This is a genomic window from Nonomuraea sp. NPDC003727 (genome assembly GCF_053586935.1).
On sequence record NZ_JBSFNE010000015.1, the window covers coordinates 158,124 to 178,705 of the forward strand.

20 protein-coding genes are annotated in these 20,582 nt (G+C 71.4%); 9 read left to right on the forward strand and 11 right to left on the reverse strand.

What is annotated here, in order from left to right; translation table 11 throughout:
* Positions 1–115 precede the first annotated feature (115 nt).
* The 11 genes from ACWDLG_RS33685 to ACWDLG_RS33735 all read right to left on the reverse strand — a co-directional run bounded on the left by ACWDLG_RS33685 (position 116) and on the right by ACWDLG_RS33735 (position 10,172).
* Complete coding sequence (locus ACWDLG_RS33685; RefSeq protein WP_449927934.1) at positions 116–820, reverse strand: sulfotransferase family protein; 705 nt, start codon at positions 818–820, stop codon at positions 116–118.
* A 388-nt stretch (positions 821–1,208) separates the two neighbouring features.
* The gene (locus ACWDLG_RS33690; protein ID WP_449927936.1) at positions 1,209–2,633 is read right to left on the reverse strand and encodes a carboxyl transferase domain-containing protein; all 1,425 of its coding nucleotides are present in this window, start codon (positions 2,631–2,633) and stop codon (positions 1,209–1,211) included.
* A gap of 11 nt (positions 2,634–2,644) precedes the next feature.
* Positions 2,645–3,877 (reverse strand): beta-ketoacyl-ACP synthase II, encoded by a 1,233-nt coding sequence (gene fabF, locus ACWDLG_RS33695; protein WP_449927938.1) that lies wholly within the window; start codon positions 3,875–3,877, stop codon positions 2,645–2,647.
* A 34-nt stretch (positions 3,878–3,911) separates the two neighbouring features.
* A complete protein-coding gene (locus ACWDLG_RS33700; RefSeq protein ID WP_183646883.1) occupies positions 3,912–4,151 on the reverse strand; it encodes an acyl carrier protein in 240 nt (79 codons plus the stop codon).
* 74 nt (positions 4,152–4,225) lie between these two features.
* Positions 4,226–5,182: a beta-ketoacyl-ACP synthase III gene (locus tag ACWDLG_RS33705; protein WP_449927941.1), complete on the reverse strand. Its 957-nt coding sequence runs from the start codon at positions 5,180–5,182 to the stop codon at positions 4,226–4,228.
* A complete protein-coding gene (locus ACWDLG_RS33710; protein WP_449927943.1) occupies positions 5,179–6,075 on the reverse strand; it encodes an ACP S-malonyltransferase in 897 nt (298 codons plus the stop codon). Before ACWDLG_RS33710 ends, ACWDLG_RS33705 begins: the two co-directional genes overlap by 4 nt.
* 103 nt (positions 6,076–6,178) lie before the next feature.
* Positions 6,179–7,303: a PucR family transcriptional regulator gene (locus ACWDLG_RS33715; protein ID WP_449928023.1), complete on the reverse strand. Its 1,125-nt coding sequence runs from the start codon at positions 7,301–7,303 to the stop codon at positions 6,179–6,181.
* A 300-nt stretch (positions 7,304–7,603) separates the two neighbouring features.
* Entirely contained in the window at positions 7,604–8,035 is a 432-nt protein-coding gene (locus ACWDLG_RS33720) for a DUF350 domain-containing protein (RefSeq protein WP_354905018.1), read from the reverse strand.
* Between the two features lie 129 nt (positions 8,036–8,164).
* Positions 8,165–9,319, reverse strand: coding sequence for a glutathionylspermidine synthase family protein (locus ACWDLG_RS33725; RefSeq protein WP_449927946.1), 1,155 nt, complete (start codon positions 9,317–9,319; stop codon positions 8,165–8,167).
* Positions 9,319–9,801 carry a hypothetical protein gene (locus tag ACWDLG_RS33730; RefSeq protein WP_449927948.1) on the reverse strand — a complete coding sequence of 161 codons (483 nt, stop codon included), beginning with the start codon at positions 9,799–9,801 and terminating at the stop codon, positions 9,319–9,321. Before ACWDLG_RS33730 ends, ACWDLG_RS33725 begins: the two co-directional genes overlap by 1 nt.
* The gene (locus ACWDLG_RS33735; RefSeq protein ID WP_449927950.1) at positions 9,801–10,172 is read right to left on the reverse strand and encodes a hypothetical protein; all 372 of its coding nucleotides are present in this window, start codon (positions 10,170–10,172) and stop codon (positions 9,801–9,803) included. The genes ACWDLG_RS33730 and ACWDLG_RS33735 overlap by 1 nt, the downstream gene beginning before the upstream one ends.
* 83 nt (positions 10,173–10,255) lie before the next feature.
* Here ACWDLG_RS33735 and ACWDLG_RS33740 point away from each other — a divergent pair, with 83 nt between their 5' ends.
* The 9 genes from ACWDLG_RS33740 to ACWDLG_RS33780 all read left to right on the forward strand — a co-directional run bounded on the left by ACWDLG_RS33740 (position 10,256) and on the right by ACWDLG_RS33780 (position 20,575).
* Entirely contained in the window at positions 10,256–11,278 is a 1,023-nt protein-coding gene (locus tag ACWDLG_RS33740) for a PHP domain-containing protein (RefSeq protein ID WP_449927952.1), read from the forward strand.
* Positions 11,279–11,417: 139 nt separating this feature from the next.
* Positions 11,418–12,740 carry an ABC transporter substrate-binding protein gene (locus ACWDLG_RS33745; RefSeq protein ID WP_449927954.1) on the forward strand — a complete coding sequence of 441 codons (1,323 nt, stop codon included), beginning with the start codon at positions 11,418–11,420 and terminating at the stop codon, positions 12,738–12,740.
* On the forward strand, positions 12,737–13,648 hold the full coding sequence (locus ACWDLG_RS33750; RefSeq protein WP_449927956.1) for a carbohydrate ABC transporter permease: 912 nt from the start codon (positions 12,737–12,739) through the stop codon (positions 13,646–13,648). Before ACWDLG_RS33745 ends, ACWDLG_RS33750 begins: the two co-directional genes overlap by 4 nt.
* Positions 13,645–14,457 carry a carbohydrate ABC transporter permease gene (locus tag ACWDLG_RS33755; protein ID WP_449927958.1) on the forward strand — a complete coding sequence of 271 codons (813 nt, stop codon included), beginning with the start codon at positions 13,645–13,647 and terminating at the stop codon, positions 14,455–14,457. Before ACWDLG_RS33750 ends, ACWDLG_RS33755 begins: the two co-directional genes overlap by 4 nt.
* Positions 14,454–16,184, forward strand: coding sequence for a glycoside hydrolase family 36 protein (locus tag ACWDLG_RS33760; protein ID WP_449927960.1), 1,731 nt, complete (start codon positions 14,454–14,456; stop codon positions 16,182–16,184). Before ACWDLG_RS33755 ends, ACWDLG_RS33760 begins: the two co-directional genes overlap by 4 nt.
* The gene (locus tag ACWDLG_RS33765) at positions 16,181–17,170 is read left to right on the forward strand and encodes a LacI family DNA-binding transcriptional regulator (RefSeq protein ID WP_449927962.1); all 990 of its coding nucleotides are present in this window, start codon (positions 16,181–16,183) and stop codon (positions 17,168–17,170) included. The genes ACWDLG_RS33760 and ACWDLG_RS33765 overlap by 4 nt, the downstream gene beginning before the upstream one ends.
* Positions 17,171–17,236: 66 nt before the next feature.
* Positions 17,237–19,132 (forward strand): hypothetical protein, encoded by a 1,896-nt coding sequence (locus ACWDLG_RS33770; protein WP_449927964.1) that lies wholly within the window; start codon positions 17,237–17,239, stop codon positions 19,130–19,132.
* Positions 19,133–19,388: 256 nt separating this feature from the next.
* Complete coding sequence (locus ACWDLG_RS33775; protein WP_449927966.1) at positions 19,389–20,114, forward strand: helix-turn-helix transcriptional regulator; 726 nt, start codon at positions 19,389–19,391, stop codon at positions 20,112–20,114.
* Between the two features lie 95 nt (positions 20,115–20,209).
* Entirely contained in the window at positions 20,210–20,575 is a 366-nt protein-coding gene (locus ACWDLG_RS33780; RefSeq protein ID WP_449927968.1) for a VOC family protein, read from the forward strand.
* The last annotated feature ends 7 nt before the right edge of the window (positions 20,576–20,582 follow it).

Below are 20,582 nucleotides of genomic sequence, written 5' to 3' on the forward strand. Positions count from 1 at the left end.
GAGCCGGTCGGGGGACCCCGGATGGAGACGCCGCGGCGAGGTGCCGGGGGTCCGGCCGTACGGCGGGCGGGCTCCGCCGTACGGCAGGCGGGACGCGAGGGCCGGCTTCAGGGCGTCATGAGGGGCTGAACGGCGAGATGAAGCCTTCCCCACTCACCAGGCGTCCCAGATTCTTCTTCATCGCCTCGGAGTCGTTGAGATGCGGGAACGGCTCACCCGCGGGTACCGGCACCTCCAGGAAGTCGCACAGCGGCGCCCAGCCCTCCCGGACGTCGAAGACCAGCAGCCGCTCGGCGGGCAGGCTCTCCTTCACCTCGGCCACGTGCCGGTGGAAGGCGGCCACGGCGGTGTCCTCGTCGGGCAGGCCGGTCCTGAGGGAGTAGCCGGCGCCGAACGTGGAGCCCACGATGTGCTCCATGACGGGCCCGAGCCGCTCCATCGATCGGAACACCGTCGCGGCCGGCTCCGGCAGGTCGGCCGGCAGTTCCCTGCCGGGCCCGTTGGCGATCAGCTCTGTCATGCTGCGGTACCAGCGGTGCGGGTCGCGGACGGTCAGGACGACCTTCGCGTCCGGATAGGCGGCCGCCTGTTCGCGCCAGAAGTGGCTGGCCGGCCAGTCCATCGTGGACCGGTAGCCGTCGAGGACCGTCTCCCAGTCGACGGGGCCGCCCGAGGCGAGCGGCAGCCACCTGTCGACGTGGTCGGGGTTGGTCAGGACTTCGAACATGTGGTAGCAGGGGCCGAGTCCCAGCCGCTCGAGCGCGGCCTTCATCGAGCTGGTCCCGGTACGCGGGAAACCCGCGCCGATCACACGCAACACGTCATACCTCCGGTGGGGTGGATCCGGAAACCCGCGCGCGTGGCTCTCCCGCCGGGTGGTTCGCATTCGGAGCACGCCCTGCGCGCGGCGCGGTGTGACATCGCCTGTCAGGAAATGTCACACCGAGACGTTCCTATCGCACCCAGGATGCACGCAAAGATCGCGACCGCCAACCCCGCCCCGAGGAAAGGCCATGAACAGCCACCCGCGAGACGCGGCCACCCGTGAGACGCCGCCACCCGTGAGACGCGGCCACCCCCGAAACACGTCCGCCCCCGAAACGCCGCCACCCCCCGAAACGCGGCCACCCCCCGAAACGCGGCCACCTCCCGAAAACGCCGGTGCCCCGCCACCCGGGCGGGTGGAAGGGCACCGGTCGTTGGAACGGCTACAGCGGGATGTTGCCGTGGGCGCCCCTGGCCGGGGTGGCCGCGGCGAGGACCCTGGCGATGGCGCCACGGGTGGCGGCCGGCTCGACGACCTCGTCGATCACGCCGATCTCCTGCGCCCGCCGCAACCCGCCGGCGAGCTTCTCGTGCTCCTCGGCCAGGCGGTGCTCCAGCTCGGCCCGCTCCTCCTCGGGAGCGGCCGCGAGCTCGCGGCGCTTGAGGACGCGGACGGCCGCGACGGCGCCCATGACGGCGACCTGGGTGGTCGGCCAGGCGAAGACCCTGGTCGCGCCGAGCGCGCGGGAGTTCATCGCGATGTACGCGCCGCCGTACGCCTTCCTGGTGACGAGCGTGACGCGCGGCACGGAGGCCTCGGCGAAGGCGTGCAGGAGCTTGGCGCCGCGGCGGACCACGCCGTCGTGCTCCTGACCGACGCCCGGCAGGTAGCCGGGAACGTCCACCAGGACAACCAACGGCACGCCGAACGCGTCACACATGCGAACGAAGCGAGCGGCCTTCTCGGCGGACGTGGCGTCGAGGCAGCCGCCCAACCGCAGCGGGTTGTTGGCGATGACGCCGACGGTCCTGCCGCCCAGGCGGCCGAGCGTGGTGACGATGTTGGGCGCCCACTTGGGGTGCAGCTCGACGCCCTGCTCGTCGAGCAGGCCGTTGACGAGCGGCTTGACGTCGTAGGCGCGCCTGGCCGACTCGGGAAGGAGGGGGGAGAAGTCGACCTCCTCGACCGAGGAGGTGCGCACCCTGCCCTGGTGGCCGAGCAGGACGGCCAGCCGGCGCGCCGTCAGCAGCGCCTCGGCCTCGGTCTTGGTGACGACGTGGACGACGCCGCTGCGCTTGCTGTGCGGCTCGGGGCCGCCGAGCGCGGCGCTGTCGACGTCTTCGCCGGTGACGCTGCGTACGACGTCGGGCCCGGTCACGAAGATGCGGCCCTGTTCGGCGAGGATCACGATGTCGGTGAGGGCGGGGCCGTAGGCGGCGCCGCCCGCGGCAGGGCCGACGACGACCGACAGCTGCGGCACGATGCCCGACGCCTTGGTCATCGCGGCGAAGACCCGGCCGACGGCGTGCAGCGACTCGACGCCTTCGGCGAGTCGCGCACCGCCGGAGTGCCAGACGCCGATGACCGGCACCCGCTCACGGACGGCCACGTCGTAGGCGTGCACGATGTGCTCGCAGCCCTCGCTGCCCATCGCGCCGCCCTGGAAGCGGGCGTCACTGCAGAACGCGACGACGGGGACACCCTCGACACGGCCCATGGCGGCGAGGACGCCGCTCTTGTCCTGGGGAGTGATCGGACGCAGCGAGCCCTCGTCGAGCAGCGCAGTCAGGCGGACGACCGGGTCGCGAGGATCGGCGGGCGTCTCGTCGGAGGCGCCGGTCACCGCACCGTTGTCGAGCACGGTCATCCGGTGCTCCCTCAGTGGCTGGTGAAGACGACGGTCACGTTGTGGCCGCCGAACCCGAACGAGTTGTTCACCGCGGCGATGTCGCCCTCCGGCAGCTTGCGGGACTCGCCGTGGACGATGTCCACCTCGATGCCGTCGTCAGGGTTGGCCAGGTTGATGGTCGCGGGCACGATGCGGCCCTCGAGGGCCTTCACCGTGAAGACCGACTCGATGCCGCCCGCGCCGCCCAGCAGATGGCCGGTCATGGACTTGGTGGAGGTGACCAGCGGGTGGGTGCCGATGGCCTTGGCCACCGACTGCACCTCGATGACGTCACCGGCCGGCGTGGAGGTGCCGTGCGCGTTGATGTGCTTGATGTCCTGGCCGGTCACGCCCGCGTCGGTGAGCGCCTGGGTCATCGCCATGATGATGCCCCTGCCCTCGGGCTCGGGCTGGGTGATGTGGTGGGAGTCGGCCGAGTAGCCGACGCCCGCGGCGTAGGCGTAGATCCGGGCGCCGCGCGCCTTGGCGTGCTCCTCCGATTCCAGCACGACGATGCCCGCGCCCTCGCCGAGCACGAAACCGTCGCGGTCGCGGTCCCACGGACGCGAGGCGCCCTGCGGGTCGTCGTTGCGGGTCGACATGGCCCGCGCGGCCGCGAAGGCGGCGATGTTGAGCGGGTGGATGGCGGCCTCGGTGCCACCGGCCACGACGATGTCGGCGCGGCCCGCCCTGATCATGTCCATCGCGTAGCCGATCGCCTCGGCGCCGGAGGCGCAGGCGGAGACGGTCGCGTGAACCCCCGCCATCGCGCCCAGGTCGAGCCCGATCCAGGCCGCGGGGCCGTTGGGCATCAGCATCGGCACGGTGAAGGGCGACAGGCGGCTCCAGCCCTTCTCCTTGAAGGTGTCGTAGGCCGACAGCGTCGTGGTGATGCCGCCGATGCCGCTCGAGACGACCACGCCGAGACGCTCGGCGGCCACCTGCGGCGCGCCCGCGTCCTGCCAGGCCTCGCGCGCGGCCACCAGGGCCAGCTGCTCACTGCGGTCGAGCCGACGGGCCTCCGGCCTCGGCAGCACCTCGGACGGGTCGACGGCGGCGACGCCCGCGAACTTCACGGGGACGCTGTCGACCCAGTCCTCGGTGAGGGTCCGCACACCAGACTGACCGGCGAGGAGCGCCGACCAGGTCGAGGTGACGTCTCCACCGAGGGGCGTCGTCGCGCCGAGCCCGGTGACGACGACTCGTGCCCGGTTCGCACTCACGTGGTTACGCTCCTTGCTGATCAGAAGGGAAGGTTCAGGCCTGGATGAAGTTGAGGACGTCCTTGACCGTCTTCAGGTTCTTGAGCTGGTCGTCGGGAATCTCGACGCCGAACTCGTCCTGCGCGGCCACGGCGATCTCGACCATGGACAGGGAGTCGATGTCGAGGTCGTCCACGAAGCTCTTCTCCGGGGTGACCTCGGACGCCGGGATCCCAGTGATCTCGTTGACGATCTTGCCGAGGCCCTCGAGGATCTCCTGCTCGCTGACTGCCATGTCGGTAGTTCTCCTTTGGGATTCTTCTTGGGTGTTGTACGGCCGGCCGCGCCGGGCGCGGCGCGCCGTACAAGTCATGGGATCTCGACGACCTGGCCGGCGTAGGTCAGACCGGCACCGAAGCCGAGAAGGAGGGCCAGCTGGCCCGACTGCACCTCGCCGCGCTCGATCATGCGGGACAGCGCGAGCGGGACGGAGGCAGCCGACGTGTTGCCCGCCAGCACGATATCGCGTGCGATGACGGCGTTGTCCGCGCCGATCTTGCGGGCGATGGCCTCGATGATGCGGAGGTTGGCCTGATGGGGCACGAAGGCCGCCAGGTCGGCGGGGTCCACCCCGGCACGCTCGCAGGCCTCCCTGGCCACGGGGTGAAGCGCGGTGGTGGCCCAGCGGAAGACCGTCTGACCTTCCTGGTGCAGGAAGGAGTCGCGGTCCTTGATGATGATGGCGTCGTACTTGTCGCCCGCGCTGCCCCACACCACCGGGCCGATGCCGGGCGTGTCGGAGGCCGTGACCACGGCGGCGCCGGCGCCGTCGGCGAAGATGACCGCCGTCGCCCTGTCGGTCCAGTCGATCCACTGCGACAGCTTCTCGGTGCCGACGACCAGGACGTTGGTGGCCTGCCCCGACCGTACGGCGGCGCTGGCCGCGCCGAGCGCGTAGCAGAAGCCCGCGCACGCGGCGTTGACGTCGAAGGCTCCGGGGGCCGCGATGCCCAGGCGGCTGGCCACTCGCGCGGCGGCGTTGGGGATCTGCGACTCCAGCGTGCAGGTGGCCACGATCACCAGGTCGATGTCGGCGGCGGCGAGACCCGAGCCGGCCAGCGCCTTGCCGCCGGCCTGGACGGCCATGTCGATCTCGGACTCGTTGGCGGGCGCGATCCTGCGCTCCTTGATCCCGACCCTCGACTGGATCCACTCGTCGTTGGTGTCCATCGTCTTGGCCAGGTCGTCGTTGGTGACGATGTTGGTCGGCTGGTAGTGGCCGAAGGCCAGGATCCTCGCCCCTGGGGCGACGTCGGGAATCCTCATTTGATCAGCTCCCTGGCCGCGTCGAGGTCGTCGGGGGTCTTGAGCGCGACGCTCTTCACGCCGCGCAGAGCGCGCTTGGCCAGGCCGGTCAGCGTGCCGCCGGGCAGCAGCTCGACCATCGTGGTGACGCCGAGCGCGGCCATGGTCTCCATGCAGGAGTCCCAGCGGACGGGGTTGCTGACCTGGTCGACCAGCAGCCTCACGAACTCCGTGCCGCTGCCGACGACCTGGCCGTGGGCGTTGGACAGCAGCTTGGTGTGCGGGTCGCCCGGCGTGATGCTCGCGGCGGCCGCGCGCAGGTGCTCCACGGCGGGGGCCATGTGGACGGTGTGGAACGCTCCCGCGACCTGCAGCGGGATGAGCCTCGCGCGGGCGGGCGGCTCCTCCTTGAAGGCGGCCAGCTGCTCCAGCGTGCCCGCCGCGACGATCTGGCCGGCGCCGTTGATGTTGGCGGGGGTCAGGCCGTGCTTGTCGATGGCGGCCAGCACGTCGGCCTCGACGCCGCCGAGCACGGCGGTCATGCCGGTCTCGGTGACCGCGGCGGCCTTGGCCATGGCCTGGCCGCGCTCGCGGATCAGCGCCAGCGACTGCTCGGGGGTGAGCACGCCGGCCAGCGCGGCGGCGGCGAACTCGCCGACGCTGTGACCGGCCAGCAGGTCGGGGGTGGCGCCGAGCGCCTCGGCGGCGGCCAGCGCGGCGGCCACCAGCAGGGGCTGGGCGACGGCGGTGTCACGGATCTCGTCGGCGTCAGCGGTGGTGCCGTAGGCGATCAGGTCGAGCCCGACGACCTCTGACCATGCCGAAAGCCTGTCGGCGAGGCCGGGCAGCTCTAGCCAGGGAGAAAGGAAGCCTGGAGTCTGGGCGCCTTGGCCCGGAGCGACGAGTACGAACACGAGACCCACGATGCCCTGTAGAGGTTTGACACGCGGATGGAGATCCGCACGAACTTTGTCCAGGGGGATTTGTAGGAACCCTACAGTGAGGGTTTCGGCCAGGTTACGTTAGTGCACGCCAGGTTACGGCGCTCTCCGACAGCCGTCCCAAAATCAGCCCGACCTGCAGGGTGAAGGCTGATCTGCCCTCGGTCGGCTGGTAGCCGGTCAGCTCGGTGATCTTCTTCAGCCGGTACCTGACCGTGTTCGGGTGCACGAACAGCAGCCTGGCCGTGGCCTCCAGCGAGGTGCCCTGCTCCAGGTAGGTGGCCAGGGTGTCGAGCAGCGGGGTGCCGGCCAGCGGCAGGTAGACGGACTCCACCAGCTGCTCCCTGGCGTCCTCGTCGCCGTCGAGGGCCCGCTCGGCCAGCAGTTCCTCGGCGTGCACCGGCCGCGGCGCGTCGGGCCAGCCGGCGGAGGCCTTCAGCCCCGCGATGGCGGCCCGCGCCGAGCTCGCGGCCGCGTGCAGGTCGGGCACCTCGGGCCCGATGACGATCGGGCCGGGACCGAAGCGCGGCACCACCTGTCTGGAGGCCTGCTCCACGCTCTGGGCGCCGCCCACGATCACGATCAGCCGGTCGGCCTGGACCCCCGCCAGCAGGTCCATGCCGATCCGCCGGCCCTTCTCCCGCAGGCTGTCGATGACCGCGCGCGGATCGTCGTCGGGCGCGTGCCCGGCGATCACCACGACCGGCGCGGACGTCCAGCCGAGCGCGGCCGCCCACGAGTGCAGGCCGTCGTCGACCTCGCCGCGCACCAGCGCGTCGACGATCAGCGCCTCGAGCCTGGCGTCCCACGCGCCGCGCGCCTCCGCCTCGCGGGCGTAGACCTGCGCGGCGGCGAAGGCGACGTCGCGGGTGTAGCGGAGCATCGCCTGCTCCAACTGGTCGGCGCCGCCCGGAGCGGCCAGCTCGTCGGTCATCGTCTCGACGACCTCGACGACGATGCGGACGATGTCGACCGTCTGCTGCAGGGAGATGGAACGCTTCAGCTCGCGCGGCGCGGTGCCGAAGAACTCGATGCTCGGGGTGGGGCGGCCCTCGCCCGCGTGGGCGAACCACTCCACGAAGGCGGCGATGCCGGCCTGGGCGACCAGGCCGACCCAGGAGCGGTCCTCGGCGGAAAGCGCCCGGAACCACGGCAACCGCTCGTCCATGCGCGCCATGGCCGCGGTGCCCAGGGTGCCCATGTTGCGCTCGAGACGCCGGGTGGTGTCCTCGCGCGTCCGGTCCTCGTGGTCTGTCACGCCTCTAGAGTGCCAGGTCCCCAGGAGTGCGCCGGTCCGGCCCGGCCACGTGCGCGGGAGCGGGCCGGTCCGGCGCGGCCACGTGCGCGGCAGCGGGCCGGTCCGGCGCGGCCACGTGCGCGGCAGCGGGCCGGGGCGGCCGGGTGCGGGGCGTGCGCCGGTTGCCCGGTCGGACCCCGCGGGTCCGGGCACGGGATCGCCCGGGAGCGGGGGCGGGGCCACTCCCGGGCGAGCCCGTACCGGCTAGATGACGGCGACGGCGGTGATCAGGCCGATGACCAGGTGGGTGACGGCCAGCAGGCGGGCGCCGGGCTGCAACTCGCTCTCCTTGACCAGCTCGCGCACCGAGACGCCCGCGACCAGGTCGAACAGCAGCATCGCCACCGTCTGCACCGCGATGCCGACCAGTCCGAAGACGGCGGTGACGAGCAAGCCCTCGTGCAGCGCTCCGCCGGACGACCAGATCGAGGCGGCGACGATGAGGCCGACGGCGGCCAGACCCGAGGAGGTCAGCAGGGTGGCGTTGGGGTTGCGCTCATGCTTGATGACCGCGCTGAGCTTGCCCGGCGTGGCCAGGTCGATGACGTAGAAGCCGACGATCAGCAGGATCACGCCGAGGACGGCGTAGGCGGCGATGGCCAGCGCGCCGTTGGCCAGGTGGTCGATGAGGTTCACGGTGACTCTTTCTTCGCCGTCGAGCGCCTGGCACGGGCGCCGGGGGGCATGGGGGTCGGGTCGTGCCCGCCGGGGGAAGGCCGGGCGGGCGGGGCGGACAGGCCGGGGAGGAGGCGCGGGCGGCGGCGGTCACAGCTCGATCCTGTGGGGGACGAAGGACGAGGTGTCGTCGGTGATCAGCCCCGCGGTCTCGCGGATGCCGAGCCCGGCCGACTCGTCGGCGACCATCCACGCGCCGAGCACGGGCCGCTGCCCGTCGAACGAGGGCAGGGGGTCGAAGCCCTGGTAGACGTGGCCCTCGGCGCCGTAGGAGCCGGGGGTCTCCAGCGTCTCCGAGGGCGTGACGATCCGCATCGCGGCGCCCTCCCTGCCCAGCAGCGGCTTGACGATGTAGGAGGTCAGCTCGCGGGGGCCGTCGAGGTAGGCGGGCAGCAGGTTGGGGTGGCCGGGATAGAGCTCCCACAGCACGGCCAGCAGCGCCTTGTTCGACAGCAGCGCCTTCCACAGCGGCTCTATCCACGTGGTCGAGGCGGCGTGCCGTACGGCGTGCGCGCCGAAGTCGTCGGCCAGCATCCACTCCCACGGGTACAGCTTGAACGCCGAGCGGATCACCCGGCCCTCGACGTCGACGAAGCGCCGGTTGAGCGGGTCCCAGCCGATGTCCTCCATCGCGATGGCCACCGTGACGAGCCCGGCCTGGTCGGCGGTCTCCTGCAGGTAGGCGACGGTCATCGCCTCCTCGCCGGTCTCGTCCATGCTGGTCCAGGCGAAGTGGGTCGGCCCGGTCGGCAGCACCAGCGCGCGCCACCTGTCGATCAGCCGCTCGTGGAGGGAGTTCCACTGGTCGTCGGCGGGGAAGCGGTCCCGCAGCCAGTACCACTGCACGACGCTCGACTCCACCAGCGAGGTGGGCGTGTCGGCGTTGTACTCCAGCAGCTTCGGCGGGGAGACGCCGTCGTAGCGCAGGTCGAAGCGGCCGTAGAGGTGCGGGTCGCGGCGCTCCCACGAGTGGGCGATCTCCTGCCACGTCCACTCGGGCAGCGCGAAGTCGGCGAAACGCCGTTCGGCGATGACGTGCTGGACTGCGGCCAGGCACATCCGGTGCAGCTCCTCGACCTGCGCCTCGAGGTCGAGCACCTGGTCCATGGAGAAGACGTAGTGGACGGACTCGTCCCAGTAGGGGCGGGGCAGGTGCGCGGCCTGCACCGAGCGGTGGAAGGCCAGGCCGTGGCCCTCGACGATCTTCTCCCAGCCGTCGCGGGGGGAGGCGTGCTCGCGCCGCATCAGGACCCCGTGGAGGTGCGGTTGCCGAAGCCGCTCCTGGAGATCTTGCCTGTCCGGGTGATCTCGTCGCCGCCCTTCGTGACGATGTACGCCCCGCGCGGGCGTATGGTCGTGCCCTTGGCAAGGCGGTTCTTGACCTTGGTGCCGCCGTAGTACCAGAGGAAGGCGCTGTGCCTGCCCGCGCCGTCGCAGCGGTCGTCGGACACGATCAGGTAGCCGTCGTCGCTCTCGCTGTCGCGCCTGACGCAGCGGGCGACGACCTCGTCCTCTTCTTCCTCGTCTTCTCCAGCTTCCTCGGCTTCTTCGGCTTCTTCGGCGAGGTCGTCCTCGGCGGAGGTGTCCTCCTCGGTGAAGGAGTCGGTCGCGACCTGTTCGGAGCCCACGTAGGTGGAGCCGCCCGAGGCGCAGCCCGACAGGACGACGGACGAGACGGTCACCACGGCCCCGAGCGTCACGGCGCCGGAGGAGAGCCTGCGGGCCATCAGCTGCCGCCTCCGCCCCTGCCGCCGAAGCCGCCGCGCTGGACGACGTGGCCGGTCCTGCTGGTGATGCGCGCCTCGGCGGGCCGTACCGTGGTGCCCTTGAGCACGCGCACGCCCGACCTGACGCCGCCGTAGTACCAGCCGTAGGCGCGGTGGGAGGAGTGCCCGCCGCCGCCGTCGTCGTCGCAGTAGTCGTCGTCGACGACCAGGTAGGAGCCGTCGGGGAGCTGGGTGTTGAGGTCGACGCAGTCGGCGCCGACCTCCTCGTAGTCGTCCTGTGCCGAGCAGAACCCGACAACCATCAAGGAGACCACGCCGAGCGCCGTCAGCGTGATCACCTTGGTCGACTTGCGGGAGCGGGTTTCTGCCATGGGGCTCCAGAGCTTATCGGGGGTTTATATCCGCAACAACGTTGTCGCCGAGAATGGGGTTCCCTTTGGGTAGGTATGCCGGCATGGAGCCGGTCCAGGCACTGCGTGACATCGCGTTCCTGCTGGAGCGCGCGGGCGAGCCCACCTACCGGGTACGGGCCTTCAGGAGGGCCGCGGCGACGGTGGAGGAGCTGCCGCGGGCCGAGCTCGTCCGGCTGGCGAGGGGAAACGCCCTGGCCGAGCTGCCGGGCATCGGCAAGGTCACCGCGCTGGCCGTCACCGAGGCTCTCGACGGGAAGGTGCCGACCTACCTGCGCAGGCTCCAGGCCACCGCGGGCGCCGACCTCGACGAGGAGAGCGCCGCGTTGCGGGCCGCGCTGAAGGGCGACCTGCACACCCACTCCGACTGGTCGGACGGCGGCTCGCCGATCGAGGAGATGGCCGCCTCGGCCAGGGCGCTCGGTCACGAGTACTGCGCGCTGACCGACCACTCGCCGCGCCTGACGGTCGCCCGCGGCCTGTCGGCCGAGCGGCTGCGCGAGCAGCTTGACGTGGTCGCCGGGCTGAACGAGCGGCTGGCGCCGTTCAGGATCCTCACCGGCATCGAGGTGGACATCAACGCCGACGGCTCCCTGGACCAGGATCCCGCCCTCCTCGCCCGCCTGGACGTGGTGGTGGCCAGCGTCCACTCCAAGCTGCGCATGGACGCGGAGGAGATGACGCGCAGGATGGTGACGGCGATCGCCGACCGCCACGTCGACGTGCTGGGCCACTGCACCGGACGGATCGTGAAGGGCGGCGGCAGGCGCGGCGGCCTGCGGCCGGAGTCGGACTTCGACGCCGAGCTCGTCTTCGAGGCGTGCCGCAGGTTCGGGGTCGCCGTGGAGATCAACTCCAGGCCCGACCGGCTGGACCCGCCGAAGCGGCTGTTGCGGCTGGCCTACGAGATGGGATGCGTGTTCGCCGTCGACTCCGACGCGCACGCCCCCGGCCAGCTGGACTGGCAGCGTTTCGGCTGCGAGCGGGCCGCGATGTGCGGGGTGGCGGCCGAGCGGGTGGTCAACACCTGGCCGGTGGAGCGGCTGCTGGAGTGGACAGCCGCGTAGGGCGGTCCCCGTGGCTTTCGCATGCCTGCCGCCATGCCTGATTCGCTGAAAGTTTTCGTTGCAGTCTTGCAAGTCATCGAAACGCGGAGGTAGCGTCTGGGCGCGTCAGGCCACTCTCTGCACCCCCTGGAGATCCCCCATGGCCCACCTCGACCGCCGCCGTTTCCTCCAGCTCAGCGCGCTGGCCGCCGCGGGAGGCGCGTTGAGCGCCTGCGGTGGCGGCACCCCGGGCGCCTCGGCGGGAGGCACGGGCAAGATCACCGTCTGGAGCTGGCAGGGCCCGGCCGCGATGATGAAGCAGCTGGTCCCGGCCTTCGAGAAGCAGTTCCCCGCGGTCAAGGTCGACGTCCAGGACATCGGCAACCCGGCCATCTGGGACAAGATCACCGCCGGACTCTCGGCAGGCGGCCAGGGGCTCGGCGACGTGCTCCACATCGGCGTGGACTACCTGCCCGCCTACATCGAGAAGTTCCCCGGCGGGCTGGCCGACCTGACGCCGCTCGGCGCGGGCAAGCACAAGGCGGCCTTCGCCCAGGGCATGTGGGAGACCGTCAGCCGCGACGGCAAGGTCTACGCGCTGCCGTGGGAGGCCAACTCGGCCGGCTTCTACTACCGCGCCGACCTGTTCGAGAAGGCGGGCGTCGACGTCGAGTCGCTGCAGACCTGGGACGAGGTCATCCAGGCCGGCGTCAAGCTCAAGGAGAAGACCGGCGTCCAGCTCCTCGGCATCGACAAGCCCGCCTCCCAGGCCGACTCGGCCAACCTCTTCGAGATGCTGCTGCAGCTGCAGGACAGCTTCTACTTCGACATGCAGGGCAACATCACGCTCGACACCCCGCAGGCCGTCACCGCGCTCACCGTCATCAAGAAGCTCAACGACGCCGGCCTGGTCGCCGACCTGGCCGGCGGCTGGAACACGATGATCAGCGCGATGAAGAAGGGCGCGGTGGCGGTCCAGGCCATGCCGACCTGGTTCGGCGGCATCATCGAGGAGAACGTGCCGGGGGAGAAGGGCAAGTGGAAGGTACGGCTGCCGCCGGCCGTCACCCCCGGCGGCAAGGTCGCCGCGACCGTCAACTCCACCCACCTGGCCGTCGCCGGGACCAGCAAGGACCAGGCCGCCGCCTACGCCTTCGCCGAGTTCGTGCTGACCAGGCCGGAGAACCAGGTGGCGATCTACAAGGGCAAGGGCATCGCGCCCGCCCTGATGAAGGCCTACGACGACCCCGTCTTCCACGCCCCTTCGGAGTTCTTCAGCGGCCAGAAGAAGGGCGAGGTCTTCCTCGAGGCGCTCAAGCAGCCCTCCTACGTCACCAACTACTCCGCCGACTACCCCCGCGCGCTCAAGGCCGTGACCGACGCGCAGAGCAAGGTCCTGCTCAAGGGCGCCGACCCGGCCACGGTGCTGAAGGAGGCGGCCGACCTGGTCGCCCAGCAGACCGGCAGGAAGGTGCTGCGGTGACGGCCCTGGCCGAGCGCGCCCCCGCGGTGCGGCCGGCGGGCCTGCGGCGGTTGTCCGCGCTGCGGGTGGCGCCCTACCTGTGGGTGCTGCCGGCCCTCGTGCTCTTCGCGCTCTTCAAGCTCTACCCGATCGCCTGGTCGTTCTGGCTCAGCCTGTTCAAGACCGACGGCGCGCTGCAGACCTTCGCCGGCGCCGCCAACTACACGCGCCTGGCCGACGACCCGCTGTTCTGGACGGCCCTGCGCAACACCGTGGTGATCCTCGTCGTCCAGGTGCCGCTGATGCTGGCCATCGCGCTGGCGCTCGCGGTGGCCTTCAACTCGTCGCTGCTGCGGTTCAAGGCTTTCATCAGGCTCGGCTTCTTCCTGCCGATGATCACCGGGCTGGTGGCCTACGGCCTGCTGTTCGCGGTCCTGCTCAACCCGCAGTCCGGGCTCGTCAACTGGGCGCTGGGCCTGGTGGGCGTCCCGCCGGTGCCGTGGCTGACCGACACGCTGTGGGCCCGTGTCTCCCTCGGGTTGGCGCTGACGTGGCACTACACCGGATACAACGCGGTGATCTTCCTTTCTCGGCTGCAGGCGCTGCCCCAGGACCTCTACGACGCGGCGTCGGTGGACGGGGCGGGCGCATGGCACCGCTTCAGGCACGTGACCCTGCCGGGGCTGCGGCCGGTCGTCCTGCTCACGCTGGTGATGTCCACGATCGGCACGCTCCAGCTGTTCGACGAGCCGTACGTGCTGACCGGCGGCGGGCCCGACAACAGCACGGTCACCGTCGGCCTGTACCTGTACAACACCGGCTTCAAGTACCTCGACTTCGGCTACGCCTCGGCCATCGCCTACGCGCTCGCCGTCATCATCGGGATCCTCGGGATCGTGCAGTTCCGCGTGCTGGGGGATCGGTCATGAGCCGGCAGATCATGCTGACCTCCGCCCTGCTGGTCGCGGTCGCCGTGGTGCTGGTGCCGTTCTACTGGCTGGTGGTCGCCGCCACGCACAGCACCGCCGAGGTCTTCGGCAGCCCGCCGCCGCTGCTGCCCGGCGGCCACCTGCTGGACAACCTCGCCGGTCTCGAGGCCGGCCTCGGCTTCAGCCGCGTCGTCGGCAACTCGCTGTTCATCGCCACGGTCTACACGCTGCTGGCCGGGCTGGTCTGCACGATGGCGGGCTACGGCTTCGCCAAGTACGACTTCCGCGGCAAGGAGGTGCTGTTCGGGCTGCTCATGCTGGGCCTGGTCATCCCCAGCCAGGTCACGCTCGTGCCGCTGTTCAAGATGATGCTGGCGCTGGAGTGGCTCAACACCTACCAGGCCGTCATCCTGCCGAACCTGGCGCTGCCCTTCGGGATCTTCCTCATGCGCCAGTCGATGTCCGCGCTGCCCTCCGAGCTGCTGTCGGCGGGCAGGGTGGACGGCTGCGGCGAGCTGCGGCTGTTCTTCAGGGTCGTGCTGCCGCCGATCAGGCCCGCGCTGGCCGCGCTGGGCATCTACCTGTTCCTCTACCAGTGGAACGACTTCGTGTGGCCGTTGATCGCGCTGCGCACCAGGGACGCCTACACGATCCCCCTCGCGATCGCCGCCCTTCGGGGCGCCACCGAGACCGACTACGGCCAGATCCTCGCCGGCACGGCGGTCGCCGCGCTGCCGATGGCCGTCCTGTTCCTCCTCCTCCAACGACACTTCGTGTCCGGACTCCTCGCTGGAGCGGTGAAAGAGTGAGCGTCACGACCGCGGGCCTGGCGCCCGCGCCGACCGAGCACCTGCTGGACGACGTACGGCTGGCCGTGCTGACCCGCGGCGCGCCGGCCGCCTGGCGGCTGGACGGCGACGTGCTGGAGATCGGCTCCCCCGAGGAGCTGGAGATCCGGCTGTCGGTGCCGCTCGGCGACGCCGTCGGGTTCTGGCATCCGGCCTGCGACTGGCGGCGCACGCTGGTCGCCGACTGGGCCGGGTTCGAGCGGACCTCCCTGGTGAGGGGGGCGGCGGCCGGGTGCCTGTACGACAGCAGGGGCCGCACGCTGCTCGCCTTCGCCGCCGAGGACGCCGTGCCCGAGGTGACGATGCGGTTCGGGGTGTCGGAGGAGACCAAGACCTTCGTCGTGCACCTGGCCGTGCCGGCGGGGCCGTACCGGATCCGCCTCGCGGGGAGCGCGCCCACGGTGGCGACGGCGATGCGCGAGCTGCGGCGCGCGCTGGGGGCGGGCGCCCGCCGGCCGGCGGAGGGGGCTCGCGAGCCGGTCTACTCCACCTGGTACGGCTTCGCGCAGGACGTCTCGGCCGAGGGCGTCGAGCAGGAGGCGGCGCTGGCGGTGTCGGCGGGATGCGGCACGCTCATCGTCGACGACGGGTGGCAGCAGCTGGGGCACGGCCGTGGATATCGGGGCGTCGGCGACTGGCAGCCGGACAGCGAGAAATTTCCGGACTTCGCGGGGCATATCGCGCGGGTACAGGGCCTCGGCCTGCGATACCTGGTGTGGGTCGCGCCGCTGCTGCTCGGGCCCGACGCGGCCTGCTTCGACGAGCTCGAGCCCTACGCGCCCGCCATGGCGGGAGTACCCGGCGCCAGGGTGCTCGACCCCCGGCGCCCCGAGGTCAGGCGGCATGTCGTCGCGCTGTGCGCCCGGCTGATGGAGTACGGGATCGACGGGCTCAAGATCGACTTCCTGGACGAGGCGATGGTCTACGCGGGCACGCCACCCCGCGGTGCCGACATCCATGACGTCGGCACGGCCATGCGGATGCTGGTGTCCGACGTCCGGCGTGCGGTGGGAGAGCGGGCGCTGCTGGAGTTCCGCCAGCCGTACGTGGGGCCCGGGATCGCCGGGCAGGCCGACCTGCTGCGGGCCGACGACTGCCCGGCCGACGCGATCGCGAACCGGGTCAGGACCATCGACACCGGATTCCTGGCCGTGGCCGGCGTCGTGCACGGCGACATGCTGATGTGGGACCCGCGGGGCGGCGCGCACAGCGCGGCCCGGCAGCTCATCGGCTCGCTGCACGCCGTCCCGCAGATCTCGGCGCGGCTGGCCGGCCTGCCCGAGGGGCATCTGCGGATGGTCGCGTTCTGGCTGGCGGAATGGCGGCGGCTGCGCGACGTCCTGCTCGACGGCCACGTGGAGCCGGGACGGCCCGACGAGCTGTATCCCGTGGTGACGGCCGCGCTCGGCGAGGAGTGCGTGATCTCGGTGAGCGCCGAACGGGTGGTGCCGGTCGACACCGCGGCCCACCGGGAGATCACGCTGGTCAACGGGACGGGCGGGGAGCGGCTGGTGCTGGAGGTGCGCGGGCCCGGCGCCCACGTGGCACGCCTGCACGCGCCCGACGGCTCTAGGATCGAGCCTGAGGTACGGCGGCTGGGCGCGGGGCTGGTCTCGCTGGCCGTACCTGCTTCGGGGCTGGTGGTCCTGAAGACCTCGGGTGAGGCGCTCCTGGAGGAGGAACGGTGAAGATCGGCATCACCGAGGTCGCCGCGCGCGCGGAGGTCAGCGAGGCCACGGTCAGCAGGGTGATCAACCGGCGGGCGGGCGTGTCCGCCAGGACCCGCGAGGCGGTCGAGCGGGCCATGGCCGAGCTCGGCTACGAGCGCTCGACCCGCGGCCAGATCGTCGCGGTGATCACGCCGTGGGTGTCGAACCCCTGGTTCGCCGAGGTCGCCGAGCTGATCGAGGCGGCGCTCGCCCCGCACGGGCTGAAGGGCGTGCTGTGCCCGGCGCTGCCCGGCGGGATACAGGAGCGCGAGTTCGTCTCCGCGCTGGCCGACCACGGCGTGGCCGCGGTGGTGTTCCTGTCGGCCAGCAACACCCTCGACGACCCCGACCCGGAGACCTGCAACATCCTGGCCGCGCGGCGGATCCCCTTCGTCGGCGTCAACGGCGGGTTCGCCGGCCACTCGATGCCCGTGCTGTCCACCGACGACGTCATGGCCGCCGAGCTGGCCGTCGACCACCTGTGGCGCCTGGGGCACCGCGCGATAGGGATGGCCTCGGGGCCCGCCGCCAACCGGCCCGCCGACCGGAGGGTCGACGGGTTCGTGACCGCCATGGCCCGGCGGGGGGTGGCGGACCCTGAGTCCCTGGTGACGCGGCAGTACTACACGATCGAGGGCGGGCAGACGGCGACCACGACGCTCCTCTCCCGGGGCGCCACGGCGGTCGTGGCGGCCAGCGACTTCATGGCGCTGGGCGCGATCAGAGCTGTCAGGCGCGCCGGCCTGTCGGTGCCCGAGGACGTCTCCGTGGTCGGCTACGACGGCTCCATGATCATGGAGTTCGTCGACCCGCCGCTCACGACCGTCCGCCAGCCGATCGACCGGCTGGCCAAGGAGGTGGCGCGCAGCGTCGTCGCGCTGGTGAGCGGGCGGGGCGTGCCGAGCGGCGAGCTGATGTTCGGCCCCGAGCTGGTCGTCCGCGGCTCGACGGCGGCACCGCGCTAGTCCTTTCCGAGAGTCCTTCCCCAGCAGACTCTGCCTAGCCGATTCATCCGATCATCGGGAGTATCTATGTTGGTGTTACCTGTCCTGCTCAGCTCCGTCCTGGCCGCCGGCCCTGTCGTCGTCGTCAACCCCGGCTTCGAGAAGGACACCGAAGGGTGGACCTTCACCGCCGGCACCGGCGTGGCGACCAACCGCCCCCACGGTGGCGCCAAGCTCGTCTACCTCGACGCCGGGCCCGGCAAGAGCGTCAGCCAGACGATCACCGTGCCCACGGCGGGCACCTACTCGGTGTCGGCGTGGATCGCCACAGACGGGGCCGGCGGCACGTTCACCGTCCTGCGCGGCGGCACGCCCGTGGAGACGGTCACGCTGCCCTCGCGCGGCACCTACACCCGCTACACGATCTCCGACGTCGCCTTCGCCGAGGGCGACCGGCTCGGCGTCGTCTTCGGCTCGGGCTCCGGCTGGGTGAACGTCGACGACGTCATGATCTCGCCAGGGGCCACGGCCTCGCCCGCGGTACGCTCCTCCAACCCCAAGATCGTCGAGATGTTCGGGTGGGCCAAGGCCAAGGCAGGCTCCTGGGTGCACCAGAACGGCGTGCCCGGCCCGCTCAACGTGGACGAGCGCCAGCCGGGCGGCACGGGCGAGGGCGTCTACACCTCCTCCTACTGGGCCGGCTACGCCCACCGCAGCGGCTACTACTCGCGCGACTTCGCCCACCAGCTGGCCGGAGCCCACATCCTCGGGCTCGCCGAGCAGAACAAGAACATGCTGCGCTCCTTCGCCCGGTCGGCGACCGAGGAGCACAAGTTCTACCCGGTGTGGGCGCTGAACTTCGACGCCTCCACCTACCTGTCCATCGACTACCGCTCGCCCACCGACTTCGTCCGCGAGGTCCCCGCCACCTTCGAGCTGGTCGAGAAGGCCAACCAGGCCTTCAGATGGACCGGCGACCGTGCCTACCTCGACGACCCGGTCTTCTGGGACTACTACCGGCGCGCCACCGCCGACTTCGTCACCCTGCACGACGGCCTGCTGCCCAACGGCATCGCCGAGGGCACCGGCAGGGGCATCTTCCAGGGCACCGCCAGCTACAACGAGGTCGGCGGCGAGCCGCTGGCCGAGGCGGGCGACGCCATCGGATCGCAGTACCAGGCCCACAAGGCCCTGGCCGCGCTCGCCCGCGACAAGGGCGACCGCACGCTGTCCCGGGCCCAGGAGAAGCGGGCACGCGCGGTGAAGGAGTACTTCAACACCACGTGGAGCGTGAAGCAGGGCAGCGGCGAGTTCGTCAGGGCCTACACCGTCGACGGCACGCCGCTGACCGGCTTCGGCAAGGAGAACAGCTGGTTCATGCCGATGAAGGGCATCATCGACGCGGGGCCGCGCAACGACGCCTACCTCGACTTCGTCGACGCCGAGGCCTCGGGGGCGGGACGGCCGCGCAACATCGAGGCGATCACCTACCTGCCGGACACCTTCTTCCGGCACAACCGGGCCGGCACGGCGTGGAAGTGGATGCAGGACGTCTACGACAGGCGAGAGGAGCGGCACGTCAGCTCCCGCCAGGGGCTGAACGGCGACTACCCCGAGGTGCCGTTCACGCTGGTCAGCCAGACGGTCGAGGGCCTCATGGGGATCCAGCCCGACGCCCCGCGCAGGACCGTGGCCACCCAGTCCCGCCTGCCCGCGGACATCGGCTGGCTGGAGGTGGCCGACGTGCCCGTCGGCTCCGGCAAGGTGACCGTACGGCACGACGGGACGGACTCCAGCACCTTCACCAACAAGGGCGACGGGCCGGTGTTCTGGGAGGCCCGCTTCGCCGGCGAGCACCGGTGGCTGGAGGTCAACGGGCACCGCTTCCCCGGGATCCCGAAGGTGATCGACGGGGTGACGTACACGGTGGCCAAGGTGCCCGTCCGCGCGGGCGGGACGGCGACCGCCAAGATCGCCTCGTAGGCCGTCCCAGGCAGGGCCCGCCCCGCGGCGTGCGGTGCCGTAGTGGCGCCGGGCGGGCTGCCGGTGGTCATTCCGGCCCGCCCCGCGGGCGCGCGGTGCCGTACCGCGTGATGGGGGGCCGCCGGGTCGGGCCCGCCGTGCGTGCGCGCGGCGGGCCTCTCGCGTGGCCACCGATGGTGACGGGCGGGCGACACTGTTCTCACCATCGCCTGCCACGGCGGCGGAATTGTCGGCGGCGGCGCGTAGCGTTCCGGTTGTGAACCGTACCGATCGGCTCTACGCGCTCGTCGAGGACCTGCGCGCGATCTCCCCCAGATGCCGGTCAGCGCGCCAGCTCGCCAAGCGCTTCGAGGTCAGTGTCAGGACCATCGAGCGTGACATCGCCGCGCTCCAGGAGTCCGGCGTGCCCATCTACGCCGAGCCCGGCCGCAGCGGCGGTTACGCGATCGACAAGAACCACTCCCTGCCCCCGCTCAACTTCACCCCCGCCGAGGCGGTCGCCATCGCGATCGCGCTCAGCAGGGCGGGCGACCAGCCGTTCGGCCGCCAGGCGCGCAGCGCGCTGCGCAAGGTCGTCGCCGCGATGCCGGGCTCCGAGGGCGACCTGGCCAGGGAGCTGGCCCGGCGCGTCCAGCTCGTCGCCCCCCAGGAGACCGGCGAGGAGATCCAGCCGCTGGGCCGCGCGGGCGTCTCGCGCGCCATCGAGGACGCCCTGCTGCGCCGGCGCGTCCTCCACCTGGAGTACGCCGACAGGAAGGGCGCCGTCACCTCGCGCGACGTCGAGCCGGGGGTGTTCCTGGGCGGGCGCGGCGGCTTCTGGTACCTCGTGGCCTGGTGCCGCCTGCGCGACGACGTGCGGGTCTTCCGGCTCGACCGGATCGCCGCCGCGTCGGTGAGCGAGGAGCGCTGCCCCGACCGGCCACTGGAGGGGTACGTCACCGACGTGCCCGACATGATCGTCAGCGGCACGGTGCTCGACTAGGTGCTCGATTAAGCATTCGAAAACACCGACATAGGGTTGTCGCCATCGCGTCTTATCGTTGTCGTGTTCGAGAAACTTGACGACCTGGAGTGCACATGGTCAACACCGTGGCCTGGTTCGAAGTCGCCAGCGACGATCCCGAGGCGGCGCAGCGGTTCTACGGCGACCTTTTCGGCTGGACGTTCACCCCCGACCCGGATGCCCCGATGGACTACCGGATGATCCACGCCACCGGCGAGGAACAGCCCGGGGGCGGCCTGTACGGCACCGGGGGCGAGGTGCCCAACCACGCCACCTTCTGCGTGCTGGTCGAGGACGTGGCGGCGACGTGCGCGAAGGTCGAGAGCCTCGGTGGCAAGGTGGTGCGCAAGGTCGTCGCCGACCAGGACGGCACCAGCTTCGCCTACCTGCACGACGTGTCCGGCAACCTGTTCGGGATCTTCACCCCACCGGCCGGCTGACTCGCGT

Bases quoted from the DNA above. Each gene is read 5' to 3' on its own strand.
- ACWDLG_RS33700 (WP_183646883.1), bottom strand. From the start codon at position 4,151: ATGGCAGTCAGCGAGCAGGAGATCCTCGAGGGCCTCGGCAAGATCGTC.
- ACWDLG_RS33740 (WP_449927952.1), top strand. From the start codon at position 10,256: ATGGAGCCGGTCCAGGCACTGCGTGACATCGCGTTCCTGCTGGAGCGC.
- ACWDLG_RS33755 (WP_449927958.1), top strand. From the start codon at position 13,645: ATGAGCCGGCAGATCATGCTGACCTCCGCCCTGCTGGTCGCGGTCGCC.
- ACWDLG_RS33780 (WP_449927968.1), top strand. From the start codon at position 20,210: ATGGTCAACACCGTGGCCTGGTTCGAAGTCGCCAGCGACGATCCCGAG.
- ACWDLG_RS33770 (WP_449927964.1), top strand. From the start codon at position 17,237: ATGTTGGTGTTACCTGTCCTGCTCAGCTCCGTCCTGGCCGCCGGCCCT.
- ACWDLG_RS33705 (WP_449927941.1), bottom strand. From the start codon at position 5,182: ATGAGGATTCCCGACGTCGCCCCAGGGGCGAGGATCCTGGCCTTCGGC.
- ACWDLG_RS33735 (WP_449927950.1), bottom strand. From the start codon at position 10,172: ATGGCAGAAACCCGCTCCCGCAAGTCGACCAAGGTGATCACGCTGACG.
- ACWDLG_RS33745 (WP_449927954.1), top strand. From the start codon at position 11,418: ATGGCCCACCTCGACCGCCGCCGTTTCCTCCAGCTCAGCGCGCTGGCC.
- ACWDLG_RS33730 (WP_449927948.1), bottom strand. From the start codon at position 9,801: ATGGCCCGCAGGCTCTCCTCCGGCGCCGTGACGCTCGGGGCCGTGGTG.
- ACWDLG_RS33715 (WP_449928023.1), bottom strand. From the start codon at position 7,303: ATGGGCACCCTGGGCACCGCGGCCATGGCGCGCATGGACGAGCGGTTG.
- ACWDLG_RS33725 (WP_449927946.1), bottom strand. From the start codon at position 9,319: ATGCGGCGCGAGCACGCCTCCCCCCGCGACGGCTGGGAGAAGATCGTC.
- ACWDLG_RS33690 (WP_449927936.1), bottom strand. From the start codon at position 2,633: ATGACCGTGCTCGACAACGGTGCGGTGACCGGCGCCTCCGACGAGACG.